General features: G+C 63.3%; 19 protein-coding genes, 1 other RNA gene and 2 pseudogenes. 9 read left to right on the top strand and 13 right to left on the bottom strand.

Annotated elements, in window-relative coordinates; translation table 11 throughout:
* The gene (locus ACCQ09_RS10925) at positions 1-1209 is read right to left on the bottom strand and encodes an MFS transporter (protein WP_052844671.1); all 1209 of its coding nucleotides are present in this window, start codon (positions 1207-1209) and stop codon (positions 1-3) included.
* 242 nt (positions 1210-1451) lie between these two features.
* Here ACCQ09_RS10925 and ACCQ09_RS10920 point away from each other — a divergent pair, with 242 nt between their 5' ends.
* Positions 1452-1868, top strand: coding sequence for a winged helix-turn-helix transcriptional regulator (locus tag ACCQ09_RS10920; protein ID WP_014507789.1), 417 nt, complete (start codon positions 1452-1454; stop codon positions 1866-1868).
* Between the two features lie 61 nt (positions 1869-1929).
* Positions 1930-2004, top strand: a non-coding RNA gene (locus ACCQ09_RS10915) — sX9 sRNA.
* Between the two features lie 109 nt (positions 2005-2113).
* On the opposite strand, the gene ACCQ09_RS10910 is transcribed toward ACCQ09_RS10915, so the two are convergent.
* From ACCQ09_RS10910 to ACCQ09_RS10890, 5 genes are all read right to left on the bottom strand, one after another.
* Positions 2114-2368, bottom strand: coding sequence for a hypothetical protein (locus ACCQ09_RS10910; protein ID WP_012438420.1), 255 nt, complete (start codon positions 2366-2368; stop codon positions 2114-2116).
* Positions 2365-3702, bottom strand: coding sequence for a hypothetical protein (locus ACCQ09_RS10905; protein WP_012438421.1), 1338 nt, complete (start codon positions 3700-3702; stop codon positions 2365-2367). The genes ACCQ09_RS10910 and ACCQ09_RS10905 overlap by 4 nt, the downstream gene beginning before the upstream one ends.
* 15 nt (positions 3703-3717) lie before the next feature.
* Positions 3718-4860 carry an SPFH domain-containing protein gene (locus tag ACCQ09_RS10900; protein WP_076038963.1) on the bottom strand — a complete coding sequence of 381 codons (1143 nt, stop codon included), beginning with the start codon at positions 4858-4860 and terminating at the stop codon, positions 3718-3720.
* A 197-nt stretch (positions 4861-5057) separates the two neighbouring features.
* Entirely contained in the window at positions 5058-5333 is a 276-nt protein-coding gene (locus ACCQ09_RS10895; RefSeq protein ID WP_070692952.1) for a hypothetical protein, read from the bottom strand.
* A gap of 131 nt (positions 5334-5464) precedes the next feature.
* Entirely contained in the window at positions 5465-5890 is a 426-nt protein-coding gene (locus ACCQ09_RS10890; protein WP_011037208.1) for a YqaA family protein, read from the bottom strand.
* A 292-nt stretch (positions 5891-6182) separates the two neighbouring features.
* On the opposite strand from ACCQ09_RS10890, the gene ACCQ09_RS10885 reads away from it, so the two are divergent.
* Positions 6183-8231 (top strand): TonB-dependent receptor, encoded by a 2049-nt coding sequence (locus tag ACCQ09_RS10885; RefSeq protein ID WP_228427913.1) that lies wholly within the window; start codon positions 6183-6185, stop codon positions 8229-8231.
* Positions 8232-8483: 252 nt separating this feature from the next.
* On the opposite strand, the gene ACCQ09_RS10880 is transcribed toward ACCQ09_RS10885, so the two are convergent.
* On the bottom strand, positions 8484-10592 hold the full coding sequence (locus ACCQ09_RS10880; RefSeq protein ID WP_228422938.1) for a methyl-accepting chemotaxis protein: 2109 nt from the start codon (positions 10590-10592) through the stop codon (positions 8484-8486).
* Between the two features lie 353 nt (positions 10593-10945).
* Between ACCQ09_RS10880 and ACCQ09_RS10875 the strand changes: the two genes are divergently transcribed.
* On the top strand, positions 10946-11254 hold the full coding sequence (locus ACCQ09_RS10875) for a hypothetical protein (RefSeq protein ID WP_012438427.1): 309 nt from the start codon (positions 10946-10948) through the stop codon (positions 11252-11254).
* Between the two features lie 68 nt (positions 11255-11322).
* Here ACCQ09_RS10875 and ACCQ09_RS10870 read toward each other — a convergent pair.
* The 4 genes from ACCQ09_RS10870 to ACCQ09_RS10855 all read right to left on the bottom strand — a co-directional run bounded on the left by ACCQ09_RS10870 (position 11323) and on the right by ACCQ09_RS10855 (position 15247).
* A protein-coding gene (locus tag ACCQ09_RS10870; RefSeq protein ID WP_228427912.1) for an IS5 family transposase occupies positions 11323-12121 on the bottom strand; the annotation gives its coding sequence in 2 pieces (ribosomal slippage) (positions 11323-11851 and positions 11850-12121; 801 coding nt in all).
* A 230-nt stretch (positions 12122-12351) separates the two neighbouring features.
* Positions 12352-13743, bottom strand: coding sequence for an alginate export family protein (locus ACCQ09_RS10865; RefSeq protein ID WP_012438430.1), 1392 nt, complete (start codon positions 13741-13743; stop codon positions 12352-12354).
* A 6-nt stretch (positions 13744-13749) separates the two neighbouring features.
* Entirely contained in the window at positions 13750-14640 is an 891-nt protein-coding gene (locus ACCQ09_RS10860; protein WP_228427911.1) for a VOC family protein, read from the bottom strand.
* 298 nt (positions 14641-14938) lie between these two features.
* Positions 14939-15247 carry a XapX domain-containing protein gene (locus tag ACCQ09_RS10855; RefSeq protein ID WP_011037215.1) on the bottom strand — a complete coding sequence of 103 codons (309 nt, stop codon included), beginning with the start codon at positions 15245-15247 and terminating at the stop codon, positions 14939-14941.
* A 535-nt stretch (positions 15248-15782) separates the two neighbouring features.
* Between ACCQ09_RS10855 and ACCQ09_RS10850 the strand changes: the two are divergent.
* From ACCQ09_RS10850 to ACCQ09_RS10830, 5 genes and pseudogenes are all read left to right on the top strand, one after another.
* Positions 15783-16223, top strand: a pseudogene (locus tag ACCQ09_RS10850) (penicillin acylase family protein); the annotation flags it as partial.
* Positions 16224-16877: 654 nt separating this feature from the next.
* Positions 16878-18455, top strand: a pseudogene (locus ACCQ09_RS10845) (CHASE3 domain-containing protein); the annotation flags it as partial.
* Positions 18456-18615: 160 nt separating this feature from the next.
* The gene (gene tnpA, locus ACCQ09_RS10840; RefSeq protein ID WP_005923977.1) at positions 18616-18918 is read left to right on the top strand and encodes an IS66 family insertion sequence element accessory protein TnpA; all 303 of its coding nucleotides are present in this window, start codon (positions 18616-18618) and stop codon (positions 18916-18918) included.
* The gene (gene tnpB, locus ACCQ09_RS10835) at positions 18899-19186 is read left to right on the top strand and encodes an IS66 family insertion sequence element accessory protein TnpB (RefSeq protein WP_372386018.1); all 288 of its coding nucleotides are present in this window, start codon (positions 18899-18901) and stop codon (positions 19184-19186) included. The genes tnpA and tnpB overlap by 20 nt, the downstream gene beginning before the upstream one ends.
* A gap of 188 nt (positions 19187-19374) precedes the next feature.
* Positions 19375-19575 (top strand): transposase, encoded by a 201-nt coding sequence (locus ACCQ09_RS10830; RefSeq protein WP_005934416.1) that lies wholly within the window; start codon positions 19375-19377, stop codon positions 19573-19575.
* 120 nt (positions 19576-19695) lie between these two features.
* On the opposite strand, the gene xopAF is transcribed toward ACCQ09_RS10830, so the two are convergent.
* Positions 19696-20286 (bottom strand): XopAF/AvrXv3 family type III secretion system effector, encoded by a 591-nt coding sequence (gene xopAF / locus ACCQ09_RS10825; protein WP_372386287.1) that lies wholly within the window; start codon positions 20284-20286, stop codon positions 19696-19698.
* Between the two features lie 384 nt (positions 20287-20670).
* On the bottom strand, positions 20671-21726 hold the full coding sequence (locus tag ACCQ09_RS10820) for a DNA-binding protein (RefSeq protein ID WP_372386282.1): 1056 nt from the start codon (positions 21724-21726) through the stop codon (positions 20671-20673).
* Between the last annotated feature and the right edge of the window lie 71 nt (positions 21727-21797).

Raw genomic sequence — 21797 nt, 5'->3', positions numbered from 1 at the left:
CTAGCCGGAGCCCGCGCGGGCTGTGCGCCACAGCGGCCACAGCCCGACCAGGCCCAGCAATGGGCCTGGCAGCAGCACCCAGGCAATCCGCAGGCCAAGCGTCTCCACCAGCTGAGTGGTAAGCCCGATGGCGACCACGGTGATCGCAAAGCCGATCGCGTTCTGCATGGAGAGGGCGCTGCCCACCAGCCCCGGCGGGCAGGCGCGCGCGGCCAGTGCGGAGAACTGCGGCGAATCGGCCACAACGCTGGCGCCCCAGAGCAGCATCAATGCGACAGTGGCTGGAGCGGACCATGCGCCAACCAACGGAAATGCCGCACAGCACAGCGCCGAGAGCAGCAACGCAACCGCGGCAACACGCGCACTGCCGAGCCGGCTGCTGAGCTGCCCGCCCGCCACGCAGCCGACTGCACCGGCGGCAATGACGCAGAACGCCAGTGCCGCCGGGTGCATCCCGAGCGCCTGCGCCAGCCCCGCCTGTGCGATCAGCAACGGCGTCAGCGTCCACATCGCATACAGCTCCCACATGTGGCCGAAGTACCCCAGCGTGGCCGCGCGGAAATCCTTGACCGCAAACGCCTGCCAGACCGCACCCACCGCCAGCCTGGTTGGCGCACCGCCTGGGCGTTGCGCGCCGGGCCCCAGCCGCAGGATCATGCATGCGGCAATGCAAGCCAGGCCGGAGGCCACCAGGATCGGCATCTGCCAGGGCAGCGCGGCGCCCAGTGCCTTGATGCCTTGCGGCAGCGCGGTGCCCAGGGTCAGCATGCCGACCAGCCATGCCAGTGCCTTGCCAGCGTGCTGGGGCGCCCAGCGCACCACCAGCTTCATGCCGATGGGGTAGATGCCTGCAAGGCTGAGCCCCACCAGGAAGCGCCACACCAGGCCACTCGCCACCCCATCGGCGAACACGGCAAAGCCCAGGTTGCAGGCCGCGCCGGCGATCGCGCAGCTGGCAAAGATCCGGTGGGCCGCAAAGCGGTCGGCCAGCCCGCTCAACGCAAAGCTCAAGGTGCCGATAATGAGACCGAGCTGCGTGGCGATGGTGAGCACACCGATGCTGGCCTGGCCACTGGCCCATTGCCGCATCAGATCCTCGGCCGCGCTATTGACCGAAAACCACAGCGAGGTGCCCAGCAATTGCGCCAGGATGATCACCACCAGTGCGTGCTTCGATCCTGCGGGATGGTCCTGGGTTGCGCGAATCATGCAAGGCCTCGTGCGTGGGCGCGTGCTGCAGGCTGTCAGTGCGGCCGGCGCGCTGCGCGTGGATGTCCGGAACAACACCACACCGCCAGCCGTGCAGGCACGCGGTGCAGCAACATCTACACCGTGCACCTGCTGCAGCCTGCGCGCAACGCAGGTGCTGCGAGCGGGCAGGGCACACCTGCTGCCGCTGCACGATGGGCGAGCGCCCTTGGTCCAGTCAACTGCACCGATGGACGGCGCACATGAGCACTGCGAAAGAACCCTGCTGCGGGGTTGCGCGGTTCCTGCTGTTGCTGGAGGGGCCGTGGGCGTCGTTGATCGTGCGCGAACTGCTCGCCGGGCCGCGCAGGTTCACTGAACTCAGGAGTGCCCTGCTCGGCATCAGCGCACACACGCTGACCCATCGCTTACGGCAATTCGAAACGGCCGGCCTGGTGGTCCGCACCGCTTACGCGGAGACGCCACCGCGCGTGGTCTACGCACTGACGCCGCGGGGCGAGGAGCTGCGTGCGGTGTTCGACGCCATGCGCGTCTGGGGCGAATCGCTGCCACCGCCCGAGACTCTGGTAGAACCACCGCAGGCCGGTGTTGCGCTTACTCTGCGCGAGATCGCCGGCGGTTGCCCGCTGAGCAAAGGCTCCGACCCGGAGCAGGACTAAGCGCAGCTATCAAAACGACTGCGCAGCCGCCAGGCGGGCGCGGCCGGTGCTCGGAATCGGCATGTACCCACGTACACTCCGGTTCCTCCGCGCCGTCCGCACCCGCCTGACGACTGCTCGCTACGTTTTGTTAGCCGCTCTAAGCGCCGTGTGCGTGCCGCGCCCAGTCCCGGCCGACCGCACGGCGCCATAACGCATTCAAGCTCGGGCGCAGGCCGATGCATTCGGCATTCCAAGTCAAGGCGTTATTGCGACGTATCGCGCCGCACACGCGTGCGATACGCCGCCACATTGTCGCCATCGATCTGCTTGCGCTGTGTTCCGGTGATGGTGTCGATCCTGGTGTCCGAACACGTCACCGGTTCGGCATCAACCAGCGTCTCGCGCTCGAAGGCATGTGATTGCCCGGTGTTGCGGTAGTACTGATACAAGACCCAGTACAGCGTGCTTGCACCGATCGGCCCGGCCAGCAACACCAGCAGCCCTACATTGTCGCTCATGCGATCACCGCCAAAAACCACAGTGCGGCCGCTTCGATCACGGTACCGGTGACCAGCGCGGCAAGCAGCAATTTCCATTGCTGCACCGGCACGCTGCCCATGGTTTCACCGGTGCGGCCATTCACTGCGATGTAGTGCAGCAGACCGCCGTTGCGGCCAGGCTGATGATAGGAATACAGCCAGACCGGCAGATACATCGACACCCAGCGTGTACCGTGCACTTCGAGCTGTTCCCGCTCCCAGCGCACACCGCGGTCGTAGCGGCTGACCGAGCGTTCCACCTGTGCGCGCGCGATCGACAGCAACTGGTCTTCCAGCCGTGGCCGTAGCTGCTCGATATTGCTGTCGCGCCGCTCCGAACTGAAGCCTGACAGATACGACGCGTTCCACTGCACCGCATTCTTGGTGTCGAACGGCAGGATGGTGTTGATGATGTTGTTGGTCGTGACCCGGCTATCGAGATTGCCACGCTCGGAAGACGATTCCAGTGGCAGATCGTCCACGGTGAATTGCACCTGCCGTTTCACCGCATAGATGTCGGCGTCGTAATAGGTCTTCTTGTTCTTCTCGGTGCCCTGGGTGTACGTGCGCGTGGTGATTTCGCCCACGCCGGTCACGCTGGCGCTCACGTTGCCATCGACGATCATGTAAGGCAGATAGACGCCCACCACGTTCTCCGGGGTGAACTGCTGCTTGAAAGCCTTCAGCGCAAACAGGCGGCGCTTGCCGACGAACTGGCGGATACGCGCCACCGCGTCCTGCTTGTCGATATGAAAGGGCAGCACGGCATCGGGCACCGCGCCATTGGCCACCTGTTCGTTGACGCCGAACACGTGTCGGCACCAGTGGCATCGCGCGGTCATCGCGCTATCGGTATTGATGGTGACTTCCGCGCCGCAGCCGCTGCATTTGAAGCTCATCAGGCTATTGGCATCGGCCTGGATGTTGCGCGCACCCGAGGCGATGACCGTCCCGCGCAACTCGGCCAGGCCGGCGCCGAATCCATACGCTTCCTCGACCCGCGCGCCATCCCAGGTGTGGCGGCAGTACTGGCACACCAGCAGGTCAGTGCCGAGCTTGGGGCGGATATCGGTGGCGCCACATTTGGGACACCGGTTGAGGCCATCTTTTAATTCGGCCGCGGCGGTGTCGATGGCGAGCGGGTCGGGCATCTGCAGTTCGGCGCGGATCGGCGCGGGCAGGGTGGCCGGGTCGATGGCCATCTGTCCCGGTAACGGCGGCACGCCCTGCGGCGACCCTGGGCCGTGCGCTGCAGGCGGTAGCGGCGGTGGCTGCAACGGTGGCAGCGGCGGCGGAATGCTGGAGCTGGACATGGGCGGGCCTGCGACTTACAAGCCCAGCGCCTTGGCCTTGGCGGCGTCGTAATCACTCTGTGTAATCAGCCCGAGGTCCAGCATTTCCTTGGCCTTCTTCAACGTCGCCACCGGGTCTTGCGCTGCGGGTGCGGCGGGCTGCTGCAGATTGCCCAAACCGCCCAGCATGCCGGTCGCCATGCCAACGCCAACCAGTCCGGCCGCGCCGCCGTGTTCGCCGGCCGATTGCAGGCCCTGCGCGGCACTCGCCTGCAGATTGGCATTGCCGCGCGCGCCGCTCAACGCATCGGCACGCTGCACGGTCTTGAGCAGTTCGCGCGTGTTGGCGTCGTATTCGATCGACACAATCGCCGTCTTGACGATGGCCAGGCCGCGATCGGACTGCCATTGATACGCCTCTTCCACCGCAGCGGAGAGGCTCTTGGCAAAGCCGAGTGCATCCTGCTGCAGCCGGGTGATGCGATTGCCCTTGGCGGTGTCGTTGGTGTACAGGCTGAAGGCCGGCGCAAGCGCGCTCACCACTTCGTTGAACAACTGGCCGGCGGCCGCATTGTCCAGGTCGGTGAAGTCGAACACCTGTCCGGGCTGCAAATAGCTGGCCGGCACGAAGTTCTTCACGAACAAAATCGGGTCGACGATCTTCAGCGTGTATGAGCCGCGCGTCACCGCGCCGACCTGCGTGCCCAGGAAGCCGTCGTCCCAGTAGATTTCCGATTGCGTGCCGAAGCGGTTGTCGGGCAGCTCCTTCAGCGCCACAAAGAAGGCGGCCTGCTGCGTCCCAGGCTGGCCACCGAACTTGAAGCGCTCCCAGCTCTGCCGGATCAACGGCGACACCAGGCCGTCGCCGGCAAACAGCGATTGCGCGTTGACATCGTCCGAGCGCCACTCGTAACCGCCGGCGTCGGCGACAAACGCGGTGATGGCGCCGTCTTGCATCAGCAGCAACCCATAGCCCTCCGGGACCACGATCCTGGAGCCATTGCTGATGACGTTGGAAGATGCACCGGTGTTGGCGCCACGTCCGGCATTACTGCCGCGCGGCACCGCGGCAAACACGGCAGCCGTTGCAGGCAGGCCCACCGGCACGGTGTAGAAATCTTTCCATTGGTCGGCAAGAACGCCACCCACTGCACCTGCAACCGCCTGCACAAGACCCATGACAACTCCCTGTAATGCGCGGCAAGCACGGCGCCCCGCGTGATCGCGGCACTATATCAGCAGCGGGCAGGGCGCCCGGCCGATAGGCGGCGACGCAGCGAGCGCGCCATTGCGCGAGCGCCAAACGAAAAAACCCCGCCGTAGCGGGGCTTTCATTGGCAGTGCCTGGCTTGCGCCGGCAGGTCAGCGCAACATGCTCAGGGCACGTCGCATTTGAGTTTTCCATCCACGTAATACGGCTTTGGAACGTCAGGGTTGGTGCTGGTCTTTTCGAAGACCACCTCGAACGACGCCATGTCTGGCGTGCCTTTGCGTCCCTTGCATGCGTCCTGCAGTTTTTGCTTTACCGCGCTAATACCGGCGTCGCGATTGGCGCCGTCAGCGCTGTTGGTCAGGTTCACAACCTCGGCCGATGCGTGCGCGCTCAGGCCCAGCATTGCCCCAGCCAATACCAGCATGTGCAGCTTGTGCATGACGTCTCCTGATGCAGTGTCCGTGAATGCGTTGCACTGCTTGTCCAACGCCGCGCCAGCATAAGGCGGCAGGGTGAAGGCGTTGTGCGGATGGGCCGGCTTGGCGGTTACGCGCGCACAGGCAATACGCGTCAGCGTGAGAGCCCCACCGTGGCCCAGGCCAACACTGCATAGCGCGTGGTCTTGGCCACAGTGACCAGCATCAGGAACACACCCAGGCGTTCGCGCATGACACCGGCGGCAAGCGTCAGCGGGTCGCCGATGATCGGCATCCAGCTCAATAGCAGCGACCACTTGCCGTACCTGCCGTACCAGGCTTGCGCACGCAGCAAGGCAGACGGCTTGATGGGAAACCAGCGCCGGCCCTGAAAGCGCGTGACCTCGCGCCCGATCCACCAGTTGATCAGCGAGCCGAGCACGTTGCCCGCGCTTGCAGCGGCGACCAGGCCCCACACCGAACCGCCATCCAGCAGCAACGCCACCAACGCCGCCTCGGACTGCGCCGGCAGCAAGGTGGCTGCAATCAGCGCCAGTGCAAAGAGCGAGAGATAGGTCATGACGCGTGGGGAAGGGCGGGTGACGGAGGTGGTGCTGGGGTGTGGATGCTAGCAAGCCGTGCAGGGGAGGCCGGTGCACACGGCAAGGCGTAGCACCTACGCACGCGTAGGCGGCTGATCCGGATTCTGCTGATGCAGGGCGATACGCGAGTGGCAACGCGCCCGAGTGCGAGTACGCGGCGCACTTCGGTCATGCGCGGCGCTGCAGGTGTCCAGCGCGCCTAGGCGCTAATCCAATTACGTTATAATATATCGATACAGCAACAGTCCGCAGATCGAAGGTCGAACGTAGATGAGAATCAAGGTGTTGGTGCCCGCCATGCTGGCGGCGGCGTTTGCAAACGATGCGCGCGCCGAGTCAGGCGACTCGGCGGTCACGATGGGCAGTGTGGATGTGCGGCAGGGCGGGCGCGGCCAGCTCGCCGCCAATCGGGTCCTGACCTCGGTGGATGTGCTGGGCGGCGACCAGGTCGAAAACAAGAACGTCATGAACAGCTGGGAGCTGCTCGGGCAAATGCCGGGCATCCAGCTGACCGAAACGCGCCAGGGCACCGAATCCGGCAAGGCCACGTTCCGCGCCTTCAACGGCGAGGGCTACATCAACGGCATCAGGATCCTGATCGACGGCGTGCCCAGCAACGTCAACAGCGGCAATCAACGCTTCATCGACATGGTGTTCCCGCTGGAGATCGACTACATCGAAGTGGTGCGCGGCACCAACGATCCGCGTTACGGGCTGCACAACATTGGCGGCAACATCAATTTCGGCACCCGCCAGGGTGGCAACTACACCGACGGCCGGCTGACCTATGGCAGCTTCGACACCCGCGAGGCGCAGCTGGCCGTCGGCCGTGAGGCAGACGGGTTTGCACAGAATTACTTCGTCGGCGTGCAGGACTCCAATGGCTACCGCGACCACGACACCTCGCAGAAGTATTCGCTGGGCGGCAAATGGTTTGTCGGCAGCGACGCGGATACCGCAAAGCTCGGCCTGGTCGCGCGCGTCTATCACCATGAAGCCGACGAACCCGGGTTCATGACCGCCGAAGAACTGGCCACCGATCGCACCGCCTCGGCAGCCAAGAACGCCAACGATGGTGCGGACCGCGACATGCGCCATCTCGGCGTGCATCTGGACCTGCGGCTCAGCGACACCCTGCACTTCAACAACAAGCTGTACTACAACAGCTACGAAGAAACCCGGCGCGTGACGTTCACCAGTTTCCCCACCGGCAATGCCCCGCGGCAACAACGCGAATGGGACGAAAAGCAGACCGGCATGCTGAGCACCATCACCTGGCGGCAGAGCGAGCTGCTGACCCTGGAGGGTGGGGCGAATGTCGAGCATCAGGACAATGGCTACCGCCGCCTGCGCTTCGCCTATAGCGTGCCGACCGACTTCAACGCCCCACCGGCACGCGTGCAGAACGACGACCGCTACACGCTGGAGAACGTCGGCGCCTACGTGCAGGCCGTGCTGACGCCCACCGCGGCGCTGAAGATCGTGCCGGCATTTCGGGTGGACCGCTTCAGCGGCGACACGCGCCTTCCCGGTGGCGTGACCGCACCGTTGCAGCACACCGGATGGATCGAGCAACCCAAGCTCAGCGTGGTGTATTCGTTTAACCCGGGCCTGCATGTCTATGCCAACTGGGGCAAGACCTTCCAGGTGCTCACCGGCTCGACCGCGCCTGCGTATCTCACCGCCGGCCAGGAGACGTTTCGCCCATCGATCAACACCGGGCAGGAAGTGGGCATCAAGTTCACCCCCGCCGCCGGCACCGAGGCGCGGCTGGCCGTCTGGCAACAGGATGCGACCGACGAAGTGGCCAACATGCCGGCCACAGGCACCACGGTGGGCTTGGGCGAAACCCGCCGGCGGGGCGTCGACCTGCAGGTGTCCTCGCACCTGGGCGAGCACTGGGTGCTGTGGGCATCGCATGCGTATCAAGAGGCCAAGGTCATCAGCGCCTTCACCACTGCCGGCGATGCGCTGGCCGGCAATGAAGTCATCGCCACGCCGCGTTACATCAGCAACATCGGCGCGGACTACCGCCCGAACGCGCAGTGGACCTTCGGCGTGCAAGGCCGGATGCAGGGCGATTACTACATCGAAGAGCGCAACACACAAGGCAAGTTCGGCGGCTTTGCGTTGGTGGACATGAGCGCACGCTACCAGCTGTCCGAACGGATCAGCCTCGATCTGCAGGTGAGGAACCTGTTCGGCCGGGAATATGCCTACACCTGGTACGACAACTTTTTCTGGGGCGGCAACGATCAACCGATGTTCTCGCCGGCACCGGGACGCACCGCGTTCCTGTCGTTCAACGTCAAGCTGTGATCGGCGCGTTTGACGGTGCCCGAGCACCGTCACGCCAAGGCGATCGGTGTAGCTGCGGCGCACAGACTGCTCGTGCAGCTGTGCGGTTCGGCGCGGGGGTCACTCTCTCCACTTCTTCGGCTGATGCGGTAATCATCAGGCGCCTTTGCCACGCGCACAATGTCACCGGACGCGCTGCGATCTGACTGTCTAATACGCCGTGCTGGCGCCGCCCACCGCTGAGACAGACGGTGGCAACCAGCGCACGTGGCCTCAGTGCAGCGCGGCAACCTTGAACACGTCAACCGCCTGCACCAGCTGCGCGGACTGCTGCTCCAGCGAACGCGCGGCGGCGTTGGCGGCTTCCACCAGGGCGACGTTCTGTTGCGTGGTCTCGTCCATCTGGGTGATGGTCTGGTTCACTTGCTCGATGCCGCTGGCCTGTTCCTGCGACGCTGCGGCGATCTGGCCCATGATGTCGGTGACATGCTGCACGCTATCCACGATGCCGCCCATCGTGGCGCCTGCCTTGTGCACCAGCACCGCACCGTCCGCCACTTGCTGGACCGAATGCGCGATCAGGATCTTGATTTCCTTCGCTGCATCCGACGACCGGTGCGAGAGCGTGCGCACCTCCGATGCCACCACCGCGAAACCACGGCCTTGCTCGCCGGCGCGTGCGGCTTCCACGGCGGCATTCAAGGCCAGGATGTTGGTCTGGAACGCAATCCCATCGATGACAGACACGATGTCTGCGATCCGCCTGGATGAGACTTCAATACCCGACATCGTCTCCACCACCTGGCTGACCACATCGCGGCCTTCCGACGCCACGGTGGCCGCGCCCAGCGCAAGCGCATTGGCACGGCGGGCATTGTCGGCGTTCTGCTTGACGGTGGAGGTCAGCTCTTCCATCGATGCTGCGGTCTCTTCGAGGTTGGCGGCCTGCTGCGCGCTGCGGCTGGCCAGCGCCTGATTGCCGGCGGTGATGTCCTCGGCGGCGAAACCGATGTTGTTGGAACTCTCCTGGATGCCGGCAACGATTTCGGTGAGCCGCGCCACGGTGCTGTTGGCATCGTCGCGCATCAGGGCGAACACGCCCTGGAAGTTGCCGTGCATGCGAACCGTCAGGTCACCCTGGGCAATGGCGCGCAGCAGTGCCGAGAACCTGGACAGGGTGGTGTCGGAGGTCGACATCATGGTGTTGAGGTTGTCCACCATGCGCGCAAATGCATGCTCGAATCGGTCAGCCTGGCCGCGGCGGCTGAAGTTGCCCGCACAAGCGGCCTCGGTGAGTTCCTGGATCTGCACATTGATCGCGTGCAGGTTCTGCTTGGCCTGCGACATCGTGGCGGTGATGGCAGCCTTCTCGCCGGGATACTGCTCGATGTCTTGCGCAAGATCACCAACCGCGTAGCGCCCCATGACCTCGGTCATGCGCAGCTGCGTGCGCACATGCGCATCGACCAGCGCATTGGTGTCCTGCACCATGTGCCCGTAGTCGCCGGGAAACCGCTCCGCATCGGTGCGATAGCTGATCGCGCCCGCGTCGTGGCGCGCGGCCATTTCGCGCTGTGCGGAAATCACGGCCTGCAGGCGCGCCTGCATCTGTTGCATCGCACGCAGCAACTGGCCGGATTCGTCCGCGCCTGCCGCCACATCGCGGCTGCTCAGATCGCCCGCGCTGATGCGCTCGGCCAGCCCAAGCGCCTGACGCAGTGGCAACACCACGCTGCGCGTCAGCAGCAAGGCAATGGCCGCGCCCAGCAGCAGGGCAACGATGGTGGACACCACCATGAGCATGGCAAAGCCGCGCGCAGTGGCAACGGCTTCTTCGGCCGCCTCTCGGTTCTTGGCTTCCTGCAGGTCGATGAAGGCATTGATGCTGGCAAGCCAGTCGATGAAGGCCGGGCGCGCCTGCTTCAACAGGTCTTCTTCCGCATGCAGGCGGTCGCCCGCATCGCGCAGCGAGCGTACCTGGGCGATCAGCGGCATGGAGCGCTGCTCAATCGCCTTGATCGACTGCAGGATGTCCTTCTCTTTCTGGTCCGACGAGGTGGCCAGCAATGCATCCAGCGGCTGCGCCGAGCGGGCGTAGTCGGCGGCGAGCTTGTCGATGGCATGCTCGGCAGCCTGGCGGTCTGCGGTGGTGTTCATCAGCACCACGTCGCGCAGGGCGATGGCACGGTCGTGCACACTGCCGCGGAAGTTGATCGCGTAGCGTTGCTTGACGCTGTTGACGTCATTGATTTGCGTCAGCCGTTGGTCAATCGCGCGTACGCGCTGGATGCCCACCACCGTGAGCATCACCATCAGGACGATCAACGCCAGAAAGCCGAGCGCGAGGCGCTGGCCGATCCGCAGGTTTGAGAAGAAGGACATAGGTTCGATCGAATGCGGGGGAGGGCCCATGCCATGCACGGGAGGCGGAACACGATCGCTGTCCGCCCGACGCGGCGCACCGGGTTAGCGAACTCGACCAGTCCGTTAGCGGCGATGGGGGCCTTGGCTGAACCCGTCGCCCAATCGCGTTTAGTTCTCGTTTGCTTTGGCAGCGGCCGGGCGCGCCTGCTGCGACAGACTCCCGGCTGTCGGCGGCGGTGCGATACGCACCAGCCAGCAGCGTCACTGCGCTGAAGCGCGCGTCGTAGCTCAGCGCCAGGCCACCGGGCGGGCCTCAGTGGCCCGGAGCGTGGCTCACGGCGCCGCGACGCAGCAATTGCGATGATGGCGGGATGAACAGTGGGAACCAGATCACAGCACGCACCGTCAGCATCGGCCCGATGGGCTCTGCCGACGCAGGCCAGAAAGTCACCGTCCACCTCTCGGCAGCGCCGGGCCCACGTTGGCAAGCCTGCTTCAATTTTCTCTTGCGGGGGCGCGATGTACCGCTGCTGCGCGATCACGTGATGTTTGAAGGCGCTTCTTTCAGCAGCTGGGCGCTGCCGGGGAGCGCGGAAGCGTTTCGCGAGGAATTGCCGCGGTTGCTGACGTCCACCGGTGCGCTTGCGCACGCGCAAGGACTTAAAGACGCGGCGCGTTGATCGCAAACCGTATGTGACTGGAGCGCCACGCAGCGCCTCGTTCGCCTAATACCAGCCTAAGAACCTGTTCACGATCTTCTGAGTAATAGTGCCAAGAAGGCCAAATGGATGAACTGCAGGCTGGTGTTGAGTTTGCGCTCGCAGTTCTTCCATAGCCTTCGGTTCTTCTCCAGCCAAGCAAAACTACGCTCGACGATCCATCGCTTGGGCATGACCTTGAAGGTGTGCAGTTCGCTGCGCTTGGCAATCTGCACCGTGAGCTGCTCGCCTAAAATCTCTCGCGCGCCGTCGGCAAACCGTACGCCGGTGTAACCGCTGTCGCACAGTAAGCTTTGTACATGCGTCAAGTTTGACTGGCAGCGCTCCAACGCCTGCAGCGCACCTTTGCGGTCGGTCACCTCCGCCGTCGTCACCGCGATTGCGTGGGGCAATCCCTGAGTATCAACAGCGATATGCCGCTTGATGCCCGACACCTTCTTGCCCGCGTCATATCCCTTTTGCCCTGCTGTGTCCGTGTTCTTTACGCTCTGCGCGTCCACGATCAAGAACCTGGTGCAGGCGTTGCGCTCCTGTCTGGCGCGGACCACGCCAACCTGATTTTTTAAGTGCCTGCTCCAGCAGGCTCACTCCCTCATCGTTGCACTCGCTCCACTTGGCAAAGTACGAGTGCACGGTCCGCCACTTTGGAAAGTCGCTGGGTAGCGCTCGCCATTGGCAACCGGTTCGCAGCAAGTACAACACTGCGCACCACACCTCATACACATCCACACGGCGTGGCTTGGTGCGCTTACGCGCTTGTTCCAGGATCGGCAGCACGTGTTCGAACTGCTCCCGGCTCATGTCACTCGGATAGATCTTTTGGCGCATCCGCATAGTCTGCACTGATCAGGAAAGATCGTGAACAGGTTCTTAGTGTTTCTCGGTGTCACTGGGTGGGCGCAGCGGAACCGCAGCCAGGCCACCCAATCGAGCAAAAAGCAGCGCTTCTTAGCACTATTAGTCGGCTTAGTGCAGACAGTATTTGCACACTTAACAACACCGAGACACCGGAACGGGCATGCGCAGGCCTAGCCGAGACCCCGGCGATGCAAACAGCGCTACCACATGAACTTCATTTCGCAGCCAATGTAGTTGCTGTCGCGGCCACCGGCGGCATGCACGGTCTCGCCGGCCTGGTAGTGGACCGCTTCGATGGCGGTCTGCAGGTGCGTGCTCAGCTTCCAATCACCACGCAACTGCAGGTAACGGCCCGTCCAGTGCGTGCCGGTACCTGCTGTGCCGGCCAGTGGAGTGTCCGGCTGCACGTATACCGCATCGGCGATGCTCTGGCGCCATTGCAAACCCAGTGCCGCGGTGAGGCTGAACTGGGCGGTGGGCTTGATGGTGAGCATCGGTTTGATCACCAACAGGTTGGTGTAGCCGGTGTAGCCGGCCAGGGTGATGTACGAGCCATTCGGGAACAGCGGGTTGAAGGTTTCAAGCTGGCCGTCGTCGGGATGCCGGTCGCCGGAGGCGGTATCGAGTTGCAGCCCAAAACGTGGCGTCAGTGTGATGTCTTGTAGCGTGTACCCGGCCTTGATGCCCAGCGCCCAGGCACGCGCACGGCTGCGGCCCACCTTGCCGCGTTGGCCCATTGCCTCCAGGTCCCAGTCCAGTGCGTGCTGCACGCCTGCAAAGCGTACATCGAGGATGTCGCGTCGCTCATCGCCAGCGGCATCCAGAAAACTGGCGTCATCCTGCTGGTAGCGCGCGTAATACAGCGACAGTTCGTCGGTGCCCAGAACGTGGCGCTCCACACGCACGGTGTCCAGACGCAGATGCCGGTTGGAGACATCGTCGAAACTGCGCGCATCGGCGTATTGCACCGGCTGGCTGACAAGCGCAATCCAGCGCCACGGGCCGGTCTCGTAGTTCATCCATACCGCATCGAAGGACTGACGCACATTGGGGCCATCACGCAGTGACACAAACCGCTGCAGGTCGAATGCAAACTCCTGCCGGCCCACGCGTACCTTCATGTCACCCGCGCCCAGTGGCGCGGTGTAAGCGACGAAGGCCATGCGCAGATCGGCGCGGTTGGCGTCGGCCGGGCCGATGCGGCGTTTGTCCAAGGCGCGCACATCTTCCAGCTGGGTAAACACCTGCCAATGCGCACCAATGCACAGGTCTGCATGCACTTGCAGGCGATGCAACAGATAGCTGTCACTCTCGCGGCCGATGCCCAGCGCAGGCGTGTGGTTGCTTTCGAAGCGCTCGCGCAGGTTGATGCCGAACGATGCATATGCCACGTCACCAAGCGGCACATATTTCAGCCGATCGAACGGATGGATACGCAGCGCGGGATCGGCAAGTGGCGACCAGTCCTCCTGCCAGCGGTTCGACTTGATGGCCGGGCGCGACGGCATTGCGGCAGTCGCATCAATGGATGACTGTGCCCACGCATCGGTGCAGGGACACAGCAGTAACAGCAACGTCAGGCGGAACGACATATGCGATCAGGAGTGCGCATCGGCATGCAGCTCGGCGACATAGCCTCCGGGAAATTCCACCATCGCCGAATGTCGGCCCGACCCCGCCACGACAGGCACCAGCACCTTGGCACCAGAGGCGGTGGCGCGCGCGAGCGTTGCTTCCAGATCGTCCACTGCGTAGCCGGTGAGCTCGTGCCCGTACGGATAGGGCAGGTGGCCGTCGGTCACCAGTACCTGCAGTGCGCCGAAGCCGGAGCTGATTGCGATGCTGCGGTAGGTGTCGCCTGGCCGGCCAATCAGTGCTGCATCCGCGTGGCGGTCATCGCGCAGCACCTTGCCATGCGAGAACTGCAGCCACGCCTTCACGAACGCATCGGCGCGATCCGGTGAGACATACACGCGGTTCTCCGGGATGGTGGCCAGCGGCGCGTAGTGCGGCGCGGTGTCGTGCCAGTACAGTTGCATGGCGACGCCACCCGGCCAGGCGATCACTGCATCCATGCCAATGGGATCCTTGAACGGCGCCACCAGCACTTCCGCACCGGCCGCCCGCGCAGCGCTCACTGCTTGCTGTATGTCGGTGACCAGGTAGCCGGTGCGTTCGTTGCCGAACGGGTGCGGCACCGGCGTACGGAACCCGAACAACGACACCGTGCCTGCCGGCGTCTGTACCAATTGCGAGCTGGTGCTGCTGGGGGTTGGCGTCACAGTCGCGATCACCTGACGCGTGCTTTGCCCGCCGAAGGTGGCGGTGAAGCTGCGCACGAATGCGTCCACATCGTTAGGTGCAACGTAGACGTGCGTGGTGTCGTACTGCGGGCCGACCGACACCGGCGCGGCGGCACCAGCAAGCATCGGAGAGAGCGCGCTCAATAGCAGCGCGGCGGACAGGCTCAGGGTGAGAATCGGACGCATGGGAATTCCTTTGGGGTGAGGACGCTGCGGCTTGCCGGGGTGTGCAATCGAAGCGGTTGCGGCGAGTGGTGACGTATTGAAAACGCGTTCTTGCGCTGTCTGCGGGTCGGCACGCTGTTCATCGCAGGAGCGCGTGTGCCGGATGGGCTTGAACGGGGGGCAGTAGCCTTCTGGCGTGCTGCGTGGATCTGCAACGACTCGGCGGGTTAACCGATGCGCTTGCGCGTTCGAAGAACGCGGCGGCCGTGGCCAAACGCAGGCGGCACGGTGTGGATCAGATCGAACTGCGGCGGCCAATTTATGTGTCGTGCCCGTTGTCACGCGTGGGTGGCGCCAATGGCGGCGCAGAAGGCATATCCGCCGGTGCACGTTCGCCCTTGGGCAGGTGGCCGAACATATGCGGCTTGACCTGATGGCCGATCCACGAGGTCTCGCTGTGGCTGCGCGTCGTCAGCTGACGCACAAGTGGGGGCAACTGCTCGCCGACCAGGATGCCGAGCAACCCGATCAACGCAATGACCGGCGGCGCTGGCGAGCGCACGTTGAGCAGGCTATAGATCACACCGACCAGCAGGCCGGCGCCAAGTGAAAGCAGATAAGGCTTCATCACGCATCTCCCTGCTTGAGCGCCTGCTGCACACTGGCCGTGACATCTGCACCAACCAACCGTTGCTGGCAATCGCTACCGCATCCGCGCGCGACACGCGCTGCATACCTCTGTGCCGCAGGGCTTGTACTACCGAAGAACAACGCGCCTACCTTGCCGAAGGGCGGGGGCGGGGTGCGGCCAAAGAGCGCGTGGCTCTGGCGCGAAAAATCGGACGACGTCATCGACGTGATCTCTCTGGATGGGGGACCACCAGGGCATGACATCTCACGACACCTGTGGTGTCGTCCATGCTGGGCGCTGCACGACGAATCCAGAACACCGCGTCGGGGCAGTGCCCAATGCCCCTATCGGGGGATGCAGGTGGTTCTCCAGTGCACCGCGCAGTGCTACTGATCAACTTGTCCTAGGCAGGCGTCGACGGGGTCGGGCTAGCCTGTTCCTACGGCAGTGCCAGCTAGCCGAACCGTTCGATCAACAGCTCGGTCAACACCCAGCTCGGCCTTTGGTCAGAACCACAGCACTGCACGACTAGCTTCTGCTGCATAGCCGGCAGGTTGCGTACCGAGCACTCACCCAGCTGCAAGGCGAGGACAGCAGCCAATGGCAATGGGGCACGCTGCACCGCAATGCCATTGCCCATCCACTAAGCGCCGCCGCCGGCGCGAACCGCGCCTTGCTGGATATCGGGCCTTTTGAAGGCGGCAGCCCGCACACCTCCAACCGGTCCGGTTACGACGCCAAGGATTTTCGACAGACCATCGGCCCTTCGGCGCGGCTGATTATCGACCTGGGCAACTGGGATCACTCGCGTGCGGTGAATTATCCGGGCCAGTCGGGCGATCCAAACAGCCCGCATTATCGCGACCTCGCCCCGATGTGGCTAAAGGGGCAGTACTTCCCGCTGCTCTACACCCGCGCCGACATTGATGCGGCGACCGAGCAGGTAGTCGACCTGATACCTGCTCGGCGATAAGCAAGTACCGGTTGGATGTCGCCAGAACGCGAGTGCCGCTGAGTCTTGATGCTATCGGCGCTTTCTGTTGAGCACGCTAGCCGCCGGGCGTTCACCCTCGGGGATCTAGCTGCCCCAGGGCATGTGGGAGCAGCCCTGGCCCAGGGGCGCGTCATACAGCTTCGCCAGAACGCGGTTGGCGCAGGCGCGTGCAGCGGTTTGGCACTTACGTCGTGCTTCGAAGGCTAGACCGTCAGAGAAGGGGTGAAGTGTGCCAGCGCCCGATTGCCTGACGTTAGGCAGCCATCGCCAAACGCATCGAATCAGGTCATCCCGTCACACCACGCCGCTCCAATACAGAATGCCAGCTAAAACCGCTGGCATTTTTTGCGCGTTCCCACTTCAGTCCGCCAATGCCACGCCGCTACCCATCTCGGTAGCCCGCTGGCAGGAGGCGAGGGCAGCATTGCTACGGCATCCACCAATCCACGCTATTCGTCGGAGCACGTTCTTGCAGCTCCACTCCTCACGCGCTACAGGCTCAAGGCTCACTCGATGAAACAGCTAAGTCTCTCTACCCAACTTGCATTGGGGTTCGGCACGGTGGTGCTGGTGCTATTGATCGTCGCGGCGGTTGGGCTACGTGGACAATCCGACTTGTCGGCCGCAGTGGCCATGAACGACCACACCTACCAAGTGATTGCGACCGGCCGCAGCATGTCCAATGCCTCGGTCAACATGGAGACGGGTGCGCGCGGTTTTCTGCTGTCTGGCAATGATGCAAACCTGAATCCTTATCGAAACGGCATGTTGGCCTTCGACAAGGAGTTCGCCCGGGCCAAATCCCTGACCTCCGACAACCCGATCCAGCAGGAACGTCTCAAGAACCTGCACGCGGCCTATGACGAATTCAAAGGCCACGAAGACACCTTGATTGCACTGCGCAAAAGCAATGGGGAAATGTCCGAGGTGTTGACCCTGTTCAAGGCCGGCCATGAACGTGCGGCGATGGGCAAGATTCGTCAGCTGCTGGTCGATTTCGAAGGGCAAGAGAGCGGGTTATTGGTCAAGCGTAGCGCAGCGCTGGATGCCGCCAAGGTTCGCAACCGCTGGTCCATGATCGTCGGTAGTGGCATTGCTGTACTGGTTGCGTTGGTCAGCGGCTGGCTGATCCGGCACCGCCTGATCAACCGGCTTGGCGTAGCTTCCAACGTTGCCGACGCCATCGCCGCCGGCAACTTGTCGATTGCCGTAGACAGCAGCGGCACCGATGAGACCGGGCGTCTTCTTGCAAGCATGAGCAAAATGCAGATGCAGCTGCAGAAGGTCTCGCAGGGACAGCCGGAGATGAAATGCAGGCATGACCAAGGCGAGCTGAATTACCGTGTGGATGAGGCCGCGTTTCCTGGCGATTACGCAACAATCGTCCGTGACAACAATGATCTTGCCGCCTCGCATGTCGCCGTAATGATGCGCCTGGCACAGATCATGGGCCGCTACGCAGTCGGCGATCTCAGCGAAGACATGGACAAGCTGCCCGGCGAAAAGGCTGTGCTTACCAACACCATGGCGCAGGTAAAAACCAACCTCGGCGCAATGAACCACGAGATCAAGCATCTAGCGCAGTCCGCCGCCAACGGCGACTTCAGCGCACGCGGCGATGCCGAGCGCTTCCAGTACGACTTCCGCGTGATGGTGGACAGCCTCAACACCTTGATGTCCACCGCCGATGGCAACCTGCAGTCGCTCTCCAGCCTGTTGCAGTCGATCGCCGCCGGCGACCTCACCGCACGCATGAGTGGCGAGTTCCGCGGCGTGTTCGCACAGATGCGCGATGACGCCAATGCTACTGCCACGCAGCTGGCCGAGATTGTCGGCAGCATCAAGACCTCGGCGGTGTCGATCAAGGGCGCGGCCAGCGAAATCGCGGCTGGCAACCAGGACCTGTCGCAGCGCACCGAACAGCAGGCCGCCAATCTGGAAGAAACCGCGGCCTCGATGGAAGAGCTCACCTCCACCGTCAAGCAGAATGCCGAAGGTGCGCGCCAGGCCAATCAGCTGGCCATCGGTGCGGCCAGCGTGGCTGTGCAGGGCGGCGAAGTGGTCGGCAAGGTCGTCGAGACCATGTCCGGTATCGAAGCCTCGTCGAAGAAGATCGCCGACATCATCTCCGTCATCGACGGCATTGCCTTCCAAACCAACATCCTGGCGCTGAACGCCGCGGTGGAAGCGGCGCGTGCCGGCGAACAAGGGGTTCAGCCGACATACGTGTAAAAATAGCTCACAAGATTGGATTTCATCCATTGCATCAGTGAGTTAGCGGATATTTTGGGGCAACAGAACTACACCGCCACGCCAGTTCAGTCTCATGGCTACCGCTTGCATAGCCGCTCTTTCCAAACAGAGATTTTGGATGCACAGCAAGCGCGAACAGTGGGCGGAGCATGTGCAAGCGTGGCGCGTCAATGGGCTGAGCCAGGTGGCGTGGTGTCGTGAGCAGGGGCTGTCGCTGGCCAGTTTCGGGTATTGGCGGCGCAGGCTGGCCAAAGGCCCCGTGGCGCCCGCCGGGGAGTTGCCGCTGCGCGTGCAGCCGGTTGCCGCGCCGGATTCGGCTGCCACCGTGCAGTTGCACCTGGCCGGCGGGATGCGGCTGTCGCTGGTGCAGGTCGATCCGGCGTGGCTGGTCGGGCTACTGCGTGCGCTGGGCGCATGCTGAGCCTGCAGCGCTGGTGGCTGTGGTCACCGCGCCCACGGACCTGCGCTGCGGCATCGACCGGCTGCTGCTGGCGGCGCAAACGGCGATGCATCGGACCCCGGCAGAGGGCGAGGCCTACGTGTTCGCCAATCGCGCTGCCACGCGGATCAAGCTGCTGTGCTGCGACCGCCCGGGGGCAGTTTGCCTGACTGTGCGCGGGCGTGGACTGGCAGCGGCTGTCTATCCCGCCGATGGCAGGTGCCAAGGCGCTGTAACAGTGGCATGCTGACGGCATGGATCGACGCGCTGCCGCTGCCATCGACGACCCGTCGGCGCTGCGTGCGCCGCTGCTGGCGATGCAGTCCCAGCGCGATGCTGCACTGGCTGCGCATGGTGCGATGAACGCGACGCCTCGTTCGACGAGCGCGACCAGGCGCTGCAGACCATCGCCCACCAATCTGCTCAGCTAGACGCCCCGTGACGCCCGCATCTAGGCCCTGGACCCGCGCCATCCAGGTGCGCGAGACCCAGAACGCGGCGCTGACCGCCGAGATCGCCCGTCTCAAGCGCCTGCAGTTCGCAGCGCGCACCAAACGCATGGATCCGGACCCGCGCCAGCTGTTCGAGCAGACCCTGGCCGCCGACATCGCCGCAGTGGAGCGCAGCTGGCGGCCATGATCATCGAGCGCGGCCAGGCCGATGCCAGCGTGCTGGCCCAAGTGGCCATCGCCAAGTAGTCGTCTCTGAAAAATCCATCAAATTATTTTCGCAAAAAGATATCTAGTCAGTGAATTTATGTCAGGCAGCAACCAAATGCTTTATGAACTGGGTTGAATTGTCATTTAGAATGACGGCACCAAGCAAAGCATCTGAATTGCGATTCGCGCATGTTTCATTGAATTCCACGGGGATTCCTTCACTCTCGAATAGACGCTCCAGCGCCTCTGCCGTGCTCACTGAGAAATCACCGTCTCGATTTCCTCCATACATTGCGACGCGCATTGTCAGGCCATTGGCCCTGACGTCATATATATAATCGCGGATGGACGCTATAACGTTTTCCGGCAGCAAGTCTTCGTGATTAAAAGGTAGGAGATGGAATACTCGAACTTGCGCGCCCGGCATACGTTCGCCTGTGTAATAATCTATTTTCTCCGCAGCGCATGCGACCGCAATACAGGCGGTCATATTGTCGGTGACTACAGGCATGTTCACTTGACTGGTTCCAGTGCTGTAAAGGTGCCGTGTTCCTTCATGGTTAGGTGTCAGGCCGTTGAATCCTGCTACTTTGACTGTAGTTGAACTATCTATCTCAAAGCTATACGGGGATCCCGCATCAACACCGTCCACGCGAACCCGCGGGAACAAAGATCCGCTACGATCTTTTATTGAATTACCGGGGTGTCCTCTTTCTGCTTGATAGTCAGCTATAGGAACTTGTCTTAGCGTATATTCTCCGCCTCGCCTCGCCAGTCGATGATGAGATAATCTTGGCGGGCGCCCGCTTAGACCATCGAATGCTCCTGCATTTGAAGCTGCTGGTTGATGAGAGGAAGATGAGGGTGATCCTAGATCCGCCTCTGTGGCGTGGGTTGTATAACGCGCAGGTGACCCTGCCACGCTCGGCTTTGAATTGCATAGACCCATGTCGATCTCCTGCAGTGACTGTAGAAGCAAGTTTGGCGGGGGAGCGCTTCGCTTCACCTCACCGAAGTCCTGGCTGGGACGACGAAGGCATACGGGATGACCGGTGCCTTCCCCCGAAACGGCTGATCATCTGCCTGCCGGCATTGCACCGGCTGAGATGGCCTTTTCGGATTCGCCGACGGAGTGCGCTGGCCGCAGCTGCGCCAGGAGTTGTTCCAGCGTGCTCAGTCGTACCGTGGCCCGCAAGGTGTCCGCCTCGGCGTGTTCCCGGCGCTGGCGCTCTTCGACCAGCTCGGTCCGCGCCGCAGCCAGTTCGGCGCGCACACCTTCCAGCGCCTGGACATCTTGGGTCCAGCGCACCTGCAGGGCTTGGTGCTCGGCGGCCGTCAGGCGCAGCGCGTCGCGCTCGCGTTGCTGGGCGTCGGCCCGTTGGCGTGCCTGCGCCAGTTCCTGCTCCAGGCGGGTATGGCGTTCCAGCCACTGGCCATTGTCGCGGTTGAGCTGCATCAGGTCGTGGTTCTTGGCGGTCAAGGCCTCGTTGGCCTGCCGCAGGGCGACCTGCAACTCCTGCACTTGGTGCGCGTGCCGACGCTGCTCCTGCTCACGCTGGTCCTTGACCGAGGTGCGGTAGTGCTCAAGGGCTTCCCTGGCATGGTCGTGCTTTTGTTCCAACGATTTCGCATGGGCGTCGTGCTCGGCCACGCGAACAGTCAGGCCCGCGATCCGTTCCTCCAGCTGAGCCAGTTCGGTGGTGCGGCGGGCCACCTCGCTCCTGGCAGCGTCGCCCGCCTCGCGTTCGGTCTGCAATGCTACCTCGGCGCGTTGCAGCTGCGTACTGAGCAAGCCAGTCTCTTGCCGGGCCTGCTCCAGCGCTTGGGTGCGTTCCTGGAGCTGCGCCTGGAAGCGCGCCTGGGCCTGCGCCACGACCGTGTCAGCCTCGGCGTGCAACCGCTCGGCGAGGCGGGCGATGAGGTCTTGGAGTGCGTCGCTCACGGCCATCTTCGCGCCAACGCCTTGCCCTTCCTCCTCTTCCAACTCCCTCAGATAACGGTGAATGGTGGTCTTGGAACCGGTATTGCCGAGCGCCACCCGGACCGCATCGACAGACGGATTCTTGCCCGTTGCGCGCAGGCTATCGCGGGCACGCTGCACATCGCTTTTGTACAACCCGGACCTTGCCATCCAGCACTCCACGTATTTCGTAACGTATTACATACCATGTAATAACATACTCCTCAACGTATTAAACGGAC

Origin of the sequence: Xanthomonas sp. NCPPB 2586, assembly GCF_041475775.2 — a bacterium.
GTDB lineage: Bacteria > Pseudomonadota > Gammaproteobacteria > Xanthomonadales > Xanthomonadaceae > Xanthomonas > Xanthomonas campestris.
The sequence above is the reverse complement of the archived record's forward strand: the minus strand, read 5'-3'. Positions and strand labels throughout refer to the sequence as shown.